The following is a 14,033-nucleotide window of genomic DNA, read 5'->3' on the forward strand; positions in this document are numbered from 1 at the left end:
TGGTTGAGGGTGTGCACCGCTTTTGCACGCGGCGTGCGATATTGCCATAGGGATCGATCTATGCACGCTTGGCAAGGTAAACGTCGAAAGAACCAACCATGCGCGGAATCCCCACCCTGTGACACGTGACGTCAAACTCTCCGGTCGCGCGCAATGCTTCGTTATCCCACTCGCATCTGATAGTCCCCTCTTCCGGCTCCCAAGTCTCACCATAGCGCACCAGACAAATAACGCCCGGTGACGGCAAAGTTATCTTTTTATTGAATGCATCATCAAACACCTGCAATATGATGAATGGAGTAGCGGGCACGTCGTCATATAACATGAAATACATGAATATGCTTCCCTCACTAACCATTCCCGTAATATCAGCGAACGCCAAAGCAGCATGCCCCGTGGCCTTGGTCGCTCCCATTTCGTTGATTAACTTTTCCGCTGAATGTTTCATGAGTAATCTCTCGACCAACAAACATTGAATATCACGAATGTACATGGTTAGAAGTGACTGCCAGATCAGTACATAAACTATTGCTCGGCAGCAGATCGTCAGTCTCAGAGATTCATTCAAACAGGCAATAGCGTGACCAAACTACTGTCAGGTCTGACAGTAATATATATTTATTCGAAATATTGAGTCGTCAATCCATAAGCGCCGAAGCGCCGCTGTCAAAACAACTCCCGTTGAGCCGCATGGCTCCCAGAAAAGTCTGTCAGGGCACTCGTGACAGTGGTGGGTCAATCAATATCAACCTTACTGATCCGACGCCATCGCGAGCAAGCTCGCTCCCACAGGGCGATTACCGCTGTTACAAGGTTTGACTCAGGCCGCCGCCTGACTGAAGCTTGCGACATTTCACGCTTCTGGTAATGGACTCCCTGCATGCCCTCGCCTCGCCGTCGCTATCTGCTCCTCAGCCTCTGTGTCCTGTTGTTGATCGCGCTTGTCGCGGTGTGGCTACGCAGCACCACGCCGCAAATCCCCGAAGCGATCAAGCGTGGCTACAGTGAAGCCTTGGAACACGCCCGCAACGGACAGCCGGGGGCGGCGCGGATGCTTTACCAGCAACTGGGGCGTCCGGATCTCTCGCCCAAGCGGCGGGTGTGGCTGCACGCCGAACTGCCCAACTACCCCAGCCCCCAAGCCCTGAAACTGGCGGACGCGGACCTGCACAGCGAATCACCGGACGTGCGTCGGGCCGCCATCGGCAGCGTCGTCGGGCTGGTGCCGACGGGCCAGCGCAGCCTGTTGCTCGGCCCGCTCCTGGATGATGATGACCCGAACGTCCGATTCGCCGCCGTGAATGCGCTGCTGGGTCTCTCGCCGGATGACCTCGGCTTGTATTTCGGTGCGATGCAGATCGCCATCGACACCTGGGAGCAGGTGCTCGAAGACGGTCCGAAAACCGCGGACGCCTACTACCAGCTCGCCCGGCTGCACCTGCACAACGCCGAATTGAAGAAGGCCCAATTGGCCCTTGAGCAGGCCTTGCGCCTGCAACCGGACAATCTTCCGGCGTTGGTCATGCAGATCGAAGTGCTGGACAAACAAGGCCAGGGCGAAGCCGCACGACAATTGCTCGCCCGACAGTTGCAAACCCAGCCAGCGTCGGCTTATCTACAACATGCGCTGGGCATGTGGCTGCTACAACACGGCCAGAGCGAGTATGCGGTGCTCGGCCTGGCGAAAGCCGTGGAACTGGAACCCGAGAACCGGCATTACCGTTATGACCTGGCAACCACCCTGCATGCCGAAAAGGAAGTGGAAGCCGCACAGAAACAGCTACAGGAAATCGTCCAGCGCTACCCCGCCGACCGCAAGGCCCGGGTGTTGCTGATCAACTATTGGAAGGAAACCGGTCAGTTGCAGAACGTTCAAATCCTGTTGGCGCAACTTGAACAGCTGAACCCCGATGACCCGGCACTGCAACAGGGTTTGTAGGCCCCTCGGTGCACGCTGAAAGTTGTGCAGTACACCGCGTTTTGTAGATGTAAGCGGAACCGCCATCACCGCCAAAGGTCAAGTATTCAGGCAGTCGATTTCAGGCGTTACCCCGCCTGCTGCCTACTTCCCTAGTCATGAGAGGGCTATTTTTGTCTACATCTAACGAGTTGATCAGTGCAAAAGCCGCCACCGGCATCGAAGGACTGGACGATGTCCTTAACGGTGGTTTGTCCCGCGGCCATGTGTTCCTGCTCGAGGGGGAACCGGGGACTGGTAAGACCACGGTCGCGCTGCATTTTCTGTTAGCTGGCGCCAAGGCTGGCGAGCGCTCGTTGTACATCACGCTCTCGGAAACCGAGCGTGAACTGCGCCAGGGCGCGACCTCCCACGGGTGGACCCTGGACGACAACATTCATATTTTCGAGCTGACCCCGCCTGAAAGCCTGCTCAATGCCGAGCACCAGCAGAGTTTGCTGTATTCCTCGGACCTGGAGCTGGGGGAAGCGACACGGCAGATTTTCGAAGTGGTCGAACGGGTCAAGCCAACCCGGGTCGTGCTCGACAGCCTGTCGGAGATCCGCCTGCTGGCGCAAAGCTCCCTGCGCTATCGCCGCCAGATCCTGGCAATCAAGCATTACTTCGTGCGCTACGACGCCACGGTCCTGTTGCTCGACGACCTGACCACCGAATCCTTGGACAAGACCGTGCACAGTGTGGCCCACGGGGTGATTCGCCTGGAAGAACTGACCCCCAACTATGGCGCCGAGCGGCGGCGAATCCGGGTGGTCAAGTATCGCGGGCAGAAATACCGCGGCGGTTACCATGACTTCACCATCATGGGCGACGGTGTACACGTCTTCCCGCGCCTGGTGGCCGCCGAACACCGCGGGAGGTACCTGCGCCAGCAACTCTCCAGCGGCATCGGCGAGATGGACGCCCTGCTGGGCGGCGGTATCGAGACCGGCTCCAGCACCTTGATCCTCGGCCCAGCGGGTACCGGCAAGTCGCTGATCGCGCTGATTTTTGCCGCAGCCGCCGTGCATCGCGGCGAGAAGGCCGCGCTGTTCATCTTCGACGAAGAGCTGGGTTTATTGTTCGAGCGCATGAGAAACATCGGCATTGATCTGCACGCCCTGCAAAAAACCGGCAACCTGATGATCGAACAAGTGGACGCCGCCGAGTTGTCCCCCGGTGAGTTCTCCCACCGCGTGCGCCGTTGCGTCGACGATGGCGAGATAAAGACCGTGATCATCGATAGCATCAACGGCTATCAGGCGGCCATGCCGGAAGAGAACGCCCTGGTGCTGCACATGCATGAGTTGTTGCTCTACCTCAACCGCAAGGGCGCGGCCACCTTCATGACCGTCGCCCAGCACGGCCTGGTCGGCGACATGCAGGCCCCCGTGGACATCACTTACCTGGCCGACACGGTGATTCTGTTGCGTTATTTCGAAGCACTGGGCAAGGTGCGCCGGGCGATTTCCATCATCAAGAAACGCACCGGCAGCCACGAGTCGACCATCCGCGAATACCGCATCGGCGGCCAGGGCATGACCATTGGCGAACCTTTGGAGGCATTCCAGGGTGTCTTGCGTGGCGTGCCGACCTACATGGGAGCGGACCACCCGCTGCTCAAGGATGATCTCCAGTGACGTTGACGGAGCCCCTGTCGGAACGAGCACTGATCCTCGCTCCGCTGGGACGAGACAGCCAGATCGCCTTGATGATCCTCAATGAGGCCGGTTTTGCCGGCCTCATCTGCCGTCATCTGGGCCATTTGTGCCAAGAACTGGAAGACGGCGCCGGCCTGCTGGTGATTTCTTCGGAAGCCTTGGCGGGCCCCGACCTGGAGACGCTGTTCCTGCAAATCGAACAACAGCCGACCTGGTCCGACCTGCCCATTGTCTTGCTGACCCATCACGGCGGCCCGGAGCAAAACCCGGCGGCCCGTATCGGTGCGCAATTGGGCAACGTCACCTTTCTCGAGCGCCCCTTCCACCCGGTGACCCTGATCAGCCTGGTGACCACTGCCCTGCGCGGGCGGCGAAGGCAATACGATGCCCGCGACCGCCTGATCGACCTGAGCAACAGCGAACTGCGCCTGCAGACCACCCTTGAAACCCTCGAGCAGCAGGTAGAAGAACGTACCGCCCAGTTGCGCCATAACGAAGAAGCCCTGCGCCAGTCGCAGAAAATGGAAGCGGTCGGCCAACTGACCGGGGGTATCGCCCATGACTTCAACAACATGCTCACCGGGATCATCGGCAGCCTCGAACTGCTGCGTCGGCGCCTGGCCCGGGGCCGTACCGAGGACCTGGACAGCCTGATCGACCTGGGCGTGACCTCGGCCAACCGCGCCGCCGGCCTGACCCATCGCCTGCTGGCGTTTTCCCGGCGACAATCGCTGGACTCCAAGGCCGTCCAGATGAATACGCTGGTGCTGTCCATGGGCGAGCTGCTGCAACGCAGCCTCAACGAGAGCATTCGCCTGGACATGCAGCTGGACGAACAACTCTGGGTTGCCGAGGCCGACCCCAACCAACTGGAGAGCGCCCTGCTCAACCTGGTACTCAACGCCCGGGATGCCATGCCCAACGGCGGAAGCCTGGTGGTGCGGACAAGCAATAGGCATCTGGACGCCGACTTCACCGATGCCTACACCAACCTGGCGCCCGGCGACTATGTGGTGCTGAGCGTGCAGGACAGCGGTTGCGGCATGCCCGAAGCGGTCATCAATCGGGCCTTCGACCCATTTTTCACCACCAAGCCGATCGGCCAGGGCACCGGGCTGGGCCTGTCGATGATCTATGGCTTCAGCAAGCAATCGCGTGGGCACGTGACCATCGACAGCGAAGTCGGCAAAGGCACCACGGTGAACCTTTACCTGCCGCGCTTTCGCGGTGAAGAAATACACGAGCCCCAGGTCACCACCCAGCACGCGCCCCATGCGCAGGACGGCGAAACCGTGCTGATCGTCGAAGACGATCCAGCGGTGCGGGTACTGGTGAGCGCGGTGCTGAGCGAGCTGGGTTATGCTTTTGTGGAAGCGGCCGACGCCAATGGCGCCGTACCGATCCTCCAGTCAAGCCAACGCATCGACCTGCTGATCAGCGACGTAGGCTTGCCCGGCATGAATGGTCGGCAACTGGCGGAAATCGGCCGGCAGATCCGTCCGGACCTGCGGGTGCTGTTCATTACCGGCTATGCGGAACATGCAGCGGTACGCGGCGGTTTCCTTGACCCGGGAATGCAGATGATCACCAAGCCGTTCACCTTTGATTTGCTGACGGCCAAGGTGCGGGACATGATCAAGGTTTGAGGTGATGGGAGGACATCGCCTGGGGGGCATTTTGAGCACTGTGGCGAGGAAGCTTGCTCCCGCTGGGGTGCGAAGCGCCCCCCAATCAAGCTGATCAAGACAATCTGGCACACCACATTCGGCTGGTATTGGGGCCGCTGCGCAGCCCAGCGGGAGCAAGCTCCCTCGCCACAGGGGGTTGCTGCGGGATGCCTCCGCTCTTCCTACCTAGGACAACATCGACTGCATGATGCTCTGCAGCTCATCCAGGTCGAACGGCTTGTCCAGGATCGGGGCCTTGCGGGTAATGGGGCTATCGGTCTCGCGCACTTCCTGCGCGTAGCCACTGATGAAGATGACCTTCAGTTCGGGCCGCAACTTGACCGCAGGCTCGGCGATCTGCACCCCGGAAATACCGCCCGGCAGGCGGAAGTCGGTAATCATCATGTCCAGATGCGGCTTGCTCGCCAGGATCTCGAATGCCTGCTCACCGTTTCCGGCCTGAAGCACCCGGTATCCCTCGCCCGACAAGTAGGCCGACAGCACCATCAGGATCGACGGGTCATCCTCGACGATCAATACAACATCTTGCGCATCTTCACTCATGAGAAGCCTTTGTTCGATCAATAGCTGCTGATACGACCTTAGGGTCTCTCAGAGGTTGCGTCTGTTCGGCGGTTTTGTCCAAGACAGTTTTCTGCAAGGGCAGGCAGACACGAAACAACGCCCCTTCATTGAGACGACTGCACACCGTGATCGTCCCGCCATGGGCCGTGACAATCTGCTCGGAAATGAACAGCCCCAACCCCAGGCCCGAAGCGGCCGCCTTGGACGATACGCGCTCGAACTGCTGGAAGATACGCTTCTGGTTCTCCTCGCTGATGCCGATGCCGTGGTCCTGGACTTCGATGCAGGCATGCTCGGACGTCTTGTAGACACGTACCTCGATCGGGCTCTTGCCACCGTAGCGCAGCGCATTGGTCAACAGGTTCGACACCACTTGCTCGATGCGAAACTCATCCCACAACCCCTCCACAGCCGGCTCGGCCATGCAAGTCAACGAGCACTCGGCGACGGCAATCTGCGGCTGGAAGTTGCGCAGCAGGTTTTCCACCAGTGCCGTCAAGTTGAAGCGCGTCGGACGGATCGACAGCTTGCCGGTGCGAATCCGCGACACATCCAGCATGTCCTCGATCAGCCGGATCAGGCTCTTGATCTGGCGCTCGTCGCGCTCGACCATCGCGCGCACCTTGTCCAGGCTGAAGGCCGCGGCGTTGTCCCGGGCAAGGTGCATCTTGCGCAGCTGGGTCTCGAGAATGAGGCCATTGAGGGGCGTGCGCACCTCGTGGGCGACGATGGACATGAAGTCGTCCCGCATGCGCACCGCCTGCTCCAGCTCGGCGCGGGTGGCCTCCAATTGCTGCAACAGGACTTCCTGCTCACGGCGGCTCTGCTCGAGGGCCACCACTTGCTCCTTCACGGCCTTGCGCTGGCGATACAGCTCAACGAACACATTGACTTTGCTCTTGACCGCCTGGGTGTCCAGCGGCTTGTGCAGGAAGTCCACCGCGCCGTTTTCATAACCGGTGAAGGCATAATTACGTTCACGACCGGCGGCGCTGACAAAGATGATCGGGATGCTGCGGGTCTTCTCCGTGCCGCGCATCAGCTCCGCCAGCCCGAAACCGTTCATCTCCGGCATCTGCACATCGATGATGGCCAGGGCGAAGTCGTGTTGCAGCAACAGGGACAGCGCTTCGTCCGCCGACAGGGCCTTGAAGACCTCGCGATCGTCCCCCCTGATCAACGCTTCCAGGGCCAACAGATTCTCAGGCAGATCATCGACGATCAGCAGTTTGGCTTGAATATCTCTTGGCATGTGGTTCATTCCAGCCCGGCCAGCAATTGGCCGATGCCTTGCAAAGTAAGGATATGGTCGGGCTGGTGCAGGGCCAACGCCGCTTCGGGCATGGTCGAAACCTGGGCTTCGCCGGGGTCCTGGACCACCGTGATCCCGCCCAGTGCACTGACCTTCGCCAAGCCCCGGGCGCCATCGTTGTTGGCGCCGGTCAGCACCACGGCCAGCAATTTCTGGCCATAGGCATCGGCGGCCGATTCAAACAGCACATCGATGGACGGCCGCGAATGGTGGACCGGCTCCTCCAGACTCAACGACAGGCTACGATCGGCCTCGACCGACAAGTGATAGCCGGGCGCAGCGACGTATAAGGTGCCCGGTGCGATGTCTTGCTTGTCCCGGGCTTCCTCCACCGGCACCGCCAGACGATGACCGAACACAGAAGCCAGTTGGCTGTCACGCTCATCCGGCAAATGCAATACCACCAGGATGGGCAGGCCAAAGCCTTTGCGCAGGTGTCCGAACACCCTGAGCAACGCTTCGACGCCGCCGGCCGATGCACCGACGGCGATAGCCTCGATGGGCGGCCTGGATCTGTCCTTCGTCTGGTTCATAACTTGCGATAGATCCGTTCCTGTTTGACCAACGGCTCGAATCGATGACCGTAAGCCGAAAAATCCAATGTCTCCTTACTGCCCAATACCAGGAAACCACGGTGACAAAGGGACTCATGGAACAGTCCAAAGGCGCGATCTTGCAGCTTTTTATTGAAATATATCAATACATTGCGGCATGAAATTAACTGAGTTTCTGAAAAGACACTGTCGGTTGCCAGGCTGTGATCGGCGAAGGTCACGTTCTTGCACAGGGTTTTATCGAACATCGCATAATCGTAGGCGGCTGTGTAGTAATCGGCAAACGAGCGCCGTCCTCCGGCGTTCTGGTAGTTCTGCGTATAAGTGCGCACGTTTTCCAGAGAGAAAATCCCCTGCTTGGCTTTTTCCAACGAGCGCGGGTTGATATCGGTGGCGTAGATGAACGTGCGATCCAGCAGGCCTTCTTCCCGCAGCAGAATCGCCATCGAGTAGACCTCTTCCCCCGTGCTGCAACCGGCGATCCAGATCTTGATCGACGGATACGTCCTGAGCAGCGGCACAATTTCCTCGCGGATCGCCAGGAAATGCGAGGGGTCGCGAAACATCTCGCTGACGGGGATCGTCAGCAGTTGCAGCAACTGCATGAATGCGCCCGGGTCATGCAGCACGCGCTCCTGCAAGGCCGAAATGGTCTTGCACTCGAACTGGCTCAGCGCATGGTGGACCCGACGCTTGATGGAAGCGCCGGAGTAATCGCGAAAATCGTAGCTGTACTTGAGGTAGATCGCTTCGATCAACAAACGAAGTTCAATGTCAGTGTCACGTTCCACTAAATTCTTTCCATATTCGGCAACCACACGCGAATCAGCGAAAACAGACGATCCAGATCGATCGGCTTGGCCAGGTAGTCGTTGGAACCCGCCGCCAGGCAGCGTTCCTGATCGTCCTTCATGGCCTTGGCCGTCACGGCGATGATCGGCAGCTTGCGCCAGCGTGGATCCTTGCGGATCAGCGCGGTGGCTTCGAAACCGTCCATTTCCGGCATCATCACATCCATCAGCACCAGGTCGATGTCGTCGAATTCATTCAGGCGATCGATCGCCTCCAAGCCATTGCGGCCGATGACCACGATCGCCCCCTTCGCCTCCAGAGCACTGGTCAGGGCAAAGATATTGCGCACATCGTCATCCACCAGCAGCACCTTGCGGCCTTCGAACACCTTGTCGCGGCTGCGGGCGGTCTTGAGCATCCGCTGCCGTTCATGGGACAACCGGGATTCGACTTTGTGCAGAAAGAGTGTCACCTCGTCCAGCAGGCGCTCTGGCGAGCGGGCGCCCTTGATGATGATCGAGCGTGAATACTTGCGCAGTTCGGCTTCTTCGTCCCTTGTCAGATTGCGCCCGGTGTAGACGATCACCGGCGGGAAGGAACAGATGTCTTCGCTGGACATGCGCTTGAGCAAGTCATTGCCAAGCATGTCCGGCAACTTGAGGTCGATGATCATGCAGTCGTAGACGTTGGTGCGCAGCAGGTCCAGGGCTTGCTGGGCGAAGCCAACGGCGGTGATTTCGATGTCATCGTCGCCGATCAGACGGGTAATACTGTCGCGTTGCAGGTCATCGTCCTCCACCAGCAGCACTCGCTTGACCTTCTGGGTCAGCTTGGCCTCCAGGCGGGCGAACACGTCCTTGAGTTCTTCGCGGGTGGTCGGCTTGACGGCATAGCCGATGGCGCCCATGTGCATGGCGGCTTCGACACGGTCTTCGACGGAAATCACGTGCACCGGGATGTGCCGGGTTTCGGCCTGCTCCTTGAGCCGCTGCAACACCGTCAGCCCGGAATGGTCCGGCAGGCGCATGTCCAGCAGGATCGCGTCGGGGGCCAGTTGCAACGCCAGGTCGAAGCCTTCATCGGCACCGTGGGCCACCAGGCACTGGTAACCGAGCTCGTGGGCCAGGTCGAACAGAATCCGGGCAAACCCGGGCTCGTCTTCGATCACCAGAATGCAGCGGGTGTCGAACGGCGCCTTGTCGCGGTCGTCGGCGAACCGGGCAATCGGCACGTCCACGTCGGCGATCAGCGGCGCCGGTGCGGCTTTGGGCGCGACAGGCGCTGGCGCGGTGGCCGTCGGAGTGAAGGTCATCGGCGCTGTCGGCGTGTCACCGGGCTCGACATAACGTTCCGGCAATACCAGCGTAAATACACTGCCCTGCCCCGGCGTGCTGGAAACCGAGATCGAGCCGCCCAACAACGCGGCCAGGTCCCGGGAAATCGACAGCCCCAGGCCCGTGCCGCCGTAACGACGGTTGGTGGTGCCATCGGCCTGACGGAACGCTTCGAAGATGCTTTGCTGCTGATCGGCGGCGATGCCGATCCCGGAGTCGCGCACCATGAACGCGATACCCGAGCCCGGCTGACCGGCCACGGACAGGCTGACGGAACCTTGCTCGGTGAATTTCACGGCGTTGGACAGCAGGTTCTTGATCACCTGCTCCAGGCGCTGGCGGTCGGTGTAGAGCATCGTCGGCGCATCGGGCTGCACCTGGACCTCGAAACTCAGGCCCTTGTCGGCCGCCAACGGCTCGAACATGTCCCGCAGCCCTTCCACCAGACGCTGCACGCCGGTGTTTTCCGGGCGCACTTCCAGCTTTCCGGCCTCGACCTTGGAAATGTCGAGAATGTCGTTGATCAGGTTCAACAGGTCATTGCCGGCGGAGTAGATCGACTCGGCAAACTTGACCTGCTCCTCGCTGAGGTTCTGTTGCGGGTTCTCCGCCAGCAGCTTGGACAGGATCAGCGAGCTGTTGAGCGGCGTGCGCAGCTCGTGGGACATGTTGGCCAGGAACTCGGACTTGTACTTGCTCGAACGCTGCAGCTCTTCGGCGCGCTCCTGCAACTGGATCTGGGCCAGGTTCAGCTCGCTGTTCTTCTGGTCCATGGCGTCGCGTTGTTCGGCCAATTGTTCGTTGGTCTGCTCCAGCTCCTGTTGCTGGGTTTCCAGGTGGGCCTGGGATTCCTTGAGAATGCGCGACTGCTCTTCCAGCTCTTCGTTGGCGGTCTTGAGTTCTTCCTGCTGGACTTGCAGCTCTTCGTTCAACTGCTGGGTTTCGGCCAGGACTTCCTGCAGGCGCTGGCGATAACGGGCGGCTTCGATGGAGGTGCCGATATTACCGGCGATCAGCTCCAGCAGCTCGATGTCACGCTCGGTCAATGGCCGCAGGAAACCCAGCTCGATCACACCGTTGATCCGGTCATCGTCACTGGTGGGCACCACCAGCACGCTGTTGGGCAGGCCCTGTCCCAATCCGGAACTGACTTTCAGGTAATCGTCCGGTACGTCGTCCAGGCGGATAAGACGCCCCTGCTGCACGGCCTGGCCAGCGATACCTTCGCCGGCGACGATCACCTGTTGTTGTTCTTCATCCTCCCGGGACAGGCCATAGGTGGCAACGCGCTTGAGGACACCATTTTCTTCCCGCGCATAAAGCGCAGCGACAGCGACGTCCAGGTATTTTGCACAGAACTGCAGGATGTTGCGCCCCAACAGGTTCAGCGACAACTGCCCCAGGACCTGCTCGGCCAACAGCGTCTGGCCGTTACGCAACCAGGCCTGCTTCTCCAGGTGCAAAGCGCTGCGTTGCTGGACTTTCAGGCTGGCGCTATAGCTTTCGGACAGGCTCAACAAATCCCGGCGACCGACGTAGGCCAGCAGCCCACTGACCGCCGCGACGAACAACAGGTAAAAGACAATGCTCCAGACGGTTGTGCTGCGCACATCGTCGTTGCGCGCAGCACGCAATTGCTGCTCGGTCTCGACGACCTCTTCGAAGGACTGGCGAATTTCGTCGGTCAGGCGCTTGCCGCGCCCGGCCTTCACCGCGGCGCGGTAATCGCCGCTGCTGCGTTGCAGGTCGATCATGCTCTGGGCGTAATTGGCCCACTCCGTCTGGAGCGCTTGGATCTTGTGCAGGCGATCGGTCTGGACCGGGTTATCGGCTGTCAATTCCAGCAATGTATCCAGCGCCACGGCGATCCGTGGCTTGGCCACTTCGTAGGGGTCGAGGAAGTGCTCGTCACCACTCAACAGGTAACCGCGCATGCCGGTTTCCAGGTCCACGCTCAGCTTGAGCGCTTCGTTGGCGTTATTGATCACCCTGTCGGTATGGCCGACCCACTGGATCACCGACAGCAGATAGGTGATAAGGATGATGAAAAACACCGCGCTGAGGGCGCCGATGCCCAGCGGCAGGCTGATATTGCGGCTCAAGAGCTTGCGAAAACTTTGCTCGTCGACCGAAGACGAAGGAATCATGGAAAGGGCCTTGGTGGACAGTTGAAATCGGTGGAGTTTGCCCGAAAAACCGCGCTTGGATCCACATTTTCTGACAAGTCAAAGACACGCATCCCACGACGATCCGCCTTGGTAGCAAGGAAGCGACTATCCTTGTCAGCTCTTGTACTATAGATCCTTTCTTGTACAACCCAGGGAACTTGTGCCGCCTTGGCACTTACTCATGAATGAGGCCTTTTTTTTTCGTGCCCTTCCCGCTCCCATCTTCGAGACTGTCTACTATGTTCACCGCCCCTACCGCCATCCAGCCCACCATCCTGGTAGTCGAAGACGACGACATTGTGCGGATGTTGATCGTCGATGTGCTGGAAGAACTGGAGTACCAGGTGCTGGAGGCGGACGGTTGTGAACAGGCGCTGGCGTTTTTGTACGACCACGATCAGCCCATCGCCCTGATGATGACCGACGTTGGCCTGCCGGTAATGGACGGGCGGGAACTGGCCAGGAAGGCTAGACTCGAGCGGCCGCAGCTGCCGGTGCTGTTTGCCAGCGGTTACGCAGAAAGCATCGATGTGCCTGAGGGCATGTCGGTGATCGGCAAGCCCTTCTCCATCGATCAGTTGCGGGACAAGGTCAAACGCATTCTTGCTTGAGCCGGATCGCATTCTTGGTCACTATCGGCGCCCCGCGCGCCGATGGCGCCTGATTCGCGCCAAGGAACCCCCTGCCCATGCGTCACCCCACCGCCACCAAAGTCCTGGTTATCGGCTATGTCTGGCCCGAGCCGCGTTCATCGGCGGCCAGTGGGCACATCATGCAGATCCTCGACACCTTCCTCGGCCAAGGCTGGGACATCACCTTCAGCAGCCCGGCTGGCCCGGGCGAACAGCGCGCCGACCTGGTCGCGCTGGGCATCCGCGAAGTGCCCATCGAACTCAATAACAGCAGCTTCGACGCGTTCATCCATACACTTGCGCCCGACATCGTGCTGTTCGACCAGTTCATGATGGAGGAACAGTTCGGCTGGCGCGTCGAAAAGCACTGCCCCGGTGCCCTGCGGGTGTTGGAGACTTCCGATTTGCAAAGCCTGCGCCACACCCGGCATCAGCGCCTGAAGGAGCGCCTGAAGCGCGATGAGGCGAGCGAGGACTTCAGCGACCTCTTCGCCCCGGCCCTGGGCGAGGAATTCCAGCGAATGGCCAACACCGACCTGGCCAAGCGGGAAATCGCCGCCCTGTACCGCTGCGACCTCAACCTGATGGTATCCGAGGTTGAAATCGAACTGTTGGTGGAACACTTCAAGCTGCCCCGCAACCTGCTGCACTGGTGCCCGTTGATGCTGGACCTGCCCAGTGAACAGTCGGTGCCGTTCGAGGACCGGGCGCATTTCCTGAGCATCGGCAACTTTCGCCACGCGCCGAACTGGGACGCCGTGCTCTGGATGAAAAACGCGATCTGGCCGCTGATCCGCCAGCAGTTGCCCGGCGCACAACTGCATCTATACGGCGCCTACACCCCACCCAAGGCTGCCGCATTGCACAACCCGGCCCAAGGTTTTCACATCATGAACTGGGCCGAGGACGCCCTGCAGGTCATGTCGGCCGCACGCATCTGTCTGGCGCCGTTGCGTTTCGGCGCCGGGATCAAGGGCAAGCTGATCGACGCCATGCTCTGCGGCACCCCCAACGTCACCACGCCCGTGGGGGCCGAAGCCATGCACGGCGGCATGCCCTGGCCCGGGTCGATTGCCCAGAGCGCCGAAGGCATCGCCCGCGCGGCGGTGCAGTTGTATAGCGACCAGGCGCGCTGGACCCAGGCCCGGGACGCAGGCCTGGCGCTGCTGGCGAGCCGCTACCGGCAACAGGTGCATGGGCCGGCGCTGATCGACAGCATCAACGCCTGCCGGGCGGACCTGGCGCAACGACGCCGGGACAATTTCACCGGCAGCATGCTGCGTCATCACCAGCACAAGAGCACCCAATACATGTCCCAGTGGATCGAAGAAAAAAACCGCAACGGTTAGACGTCAGGGTGGCACCTGCCTGGCG

Annotated in this window: 11 protein-coding genes; 5 read left to right on the forward strand and 6 right to left on the reverse strand. The window is 60.3% G+C overall.

Going from position 1 to position 14,033, the window contains the following annotated elements:
- Window positions 1-58: 58 nt before the first annotated feature.
- A complete protein-coding gene (locus AC515T_RS15940; RefSeq protein WP_496529096.1) occupies window positions 59-448 on the reverse strand; it encodes a hypothetical protein in 390 nt (129 codons plus the stop codon).
- Between the two features lie 432 nt (window positions 449-880).
- On the opposite strand from AC515T_RS15940, the gene AC515T_RS15945 reads away from it, so the two are divergent.
- The 3 genes from AC515T_RS15945 to AC515T_RS15955 all read left to right on the forward strand — a co-directional run bounded on the left by AC515T_RS15945 (window position 881) and on the right by AC515T_RS15955 (window position 5,261).
- On the forward strand, window positions 881-1,939 hold the full coding sequence (locus tag AC515T_RS15945) for a tetratricopeptide repeat protein (protein WP_496529097.1): 1,059 nt from the start codon (window positions 881-883) through the stop codon (window positions 1,937-1,939).
- Between the two features lie 152 nt (window positions 1,940-2,091).
- The gene (locus AC515T_RS15950) at window positions 2,092-3,594 is read left to right on the forward strand and encodes an ATPase domain-containing protein (protein ID WP_496529098.1); all 1,503 of its coding nucleotides are present in this window, start codon (window positions 2,092-2,094) and stop codon (window positions 3,592-3,594) included.
- On the forward strand, window positions 3,591-5,261 hold the full coding sequence (locus tag AC515T_RS15955; protein WP_496529099.1) for an ATP-binding protein: 1,671 nt from the start codon (window positions 3,591-3,593) through the stop codon (window positions 5,259-5,261). The genes AC515T_RS15950 and AC515T_RS15955 overlap by 4 nt, the downstream gene beginning before the upstream one ends.
- 207 nt (window positions 5,262-5,468) lie before the next feature.
- Here AC515T_RS15955 and AC515T_RS15960 read toward each other — a convergent pair whose 3' ends face one another.
- From AC515T_RS15960 to AC515T_RS15980, 5 genes are read right to left on the reverse strand one after another with little or no spacing between them, the layout of a single operon-like run.
- The gene (locus AC515T_RS15960) at window positions 5,469-5,846 is read right to left on the reverse strand and encodes a response regulator (RefSeq protein WP_496529100.1); all 378 of its coding nucleotides are present in this window, start codon (window positions 5,844-5,846) and stop codon (window positions 5,469-5,471) included.
- Entirely contained in the window at window positions 5,839-7,119 is a 1,281-nt protein-coding gene (locus AC515T_RS15965) for a hybrid sensor histidine kinase/response regulator (RefSeq protein ID WP_496529101.1), read from the reverse strand. Before AC515T_RS15965 ends, AC515T_RS15960 begins: the two co-directional genes overlap by 8 nt.
- Before the next feature lie 5 nt (window positions 7,120-7,124).
- Complete coding sequence (locus tag AC515T_RS15970) at window positions 7,125-7,712, reverse strand: chemotaxis protein CheB (RefSeq protein WP_496529102.1); 588 nt, start codon at window positions 7,710-7,712, stop codon at window positions 7,125-7,127.
- Window positions 7,709-8,524: a CheR family methyltransferase gene (locus AC515T_RS15975; protein ID WP_496529103.1), complete on the reverse strand. Its 816-nt coding sequence runs from the start codon at window positions 8,522-8,524 to the stop codon at window positions 7,709-7,711. Before AC515T_RS15975 ends, AC515T_RS15970 begins: the two co-directional genes overlap by 4 nt.
- Window positions 8,524-12,006, reverse strand: a complete 3,483-nt coding sequence (locus AC515T_RS15980) for a response regulator (RefSeq protein ID WP_496529104.1) — start codon at window positions 12,004-12,006, stop codon at window positions 8,524-8,526. The genes AC515T_RS15975 and AC515T_RS15980 overlap by 1 nt, the downstream gene beginning before the upstream one ends.
- 260 nt (window positions 12,007-12,266) lie before the next feature.
- Between AC515T_RS15980 and AC515T_RS15985 the strand changes: the two genes are divergently transcribed.
- Window positions 12,267-12,638 carry a response regulator gene (locus AC515T_RS15985; RefSeq protein ID WP_496529105.1) on the forward strand — a complete coding sequence of 124 codons (372 nt, stop codon included), beginning with the start codon at window positions 12,267-12,269 and terminating at the stop codon, window positions 12,636-12,638.
- A 77-nt stretch (window positions 12,639-12,715) separates the two neighbouring features.
- A complete protein-coding gene (locus AC515T_RS15990; RefSeq protein WP_496529106.1) occupies window positions 12,716-14,008 on the forward strand; it encodes a glycosyltransferase in 1,293 nt (430 codons plus the stop codon).
- Window positions 14,009-14,033 lie beyond the last annotated feature (25 nt).

The organism is Pseudomonas sp. FSO-7, from assembly GCF_059579345.1.

Coding starts and splice junctions, on each gene's coding strand:
- AC515T_RS15940 (WP_496529096.1), bottom strand. CDS start 448: ATGAAACATTCAGCGGAAAAGTTAATCAACGAAATGGGAGCGACCAAG.
- AC515T_RS15945 (WP_496529097.1), top strand. CDS start 881: ATGCCCTCGCCTCGCCGTCGCTATCTGCTCCTCAGCCTCTGTGTCCTG.
- AC515T_RS15960 (WP_496529100.1), bottom strand. CDS start 5,846: ATGAGTGAAGATGCGCAAGATGTTGTATTGATCGTCGAGGATGACCCG.
- AC515T_RS15965 (WP_496529101.1), bottom strand. CDS start 7,119: ATGCCAAGAGATATTCAAGCCAAACTGCTGATCGTCGATGATCTGCCT.
- AC515T_RS15970 (WP_496529102.1), bottom strand. CDS start 7,712: ATGAACCAGACGAAGGACAGATCCAGGCCGCCCATCGAGGCTATCGCC.
- AC515T_RS15980 (WP_496529104.1), bottom strand. CDS start 12,006: ATGATTCCTTCGTCTTCGGTCGACGAGCAAAGTTTTCGCAAGCTCTTG.
- AC515T_RS15985 (WP_496529105.1), top strand. CDS start 12,267: ATGTTCACCGCCCCTACCGCCATCCAGCCCACCATCCTGGTAGTCGAA.
- AC515T_RS15990 (WP_496529106.1), top strand. CDS start 12,716: ATGCGTCACCCCACCGCCACCAAAGTCCTGGTTATCGGCTATGTCTGG.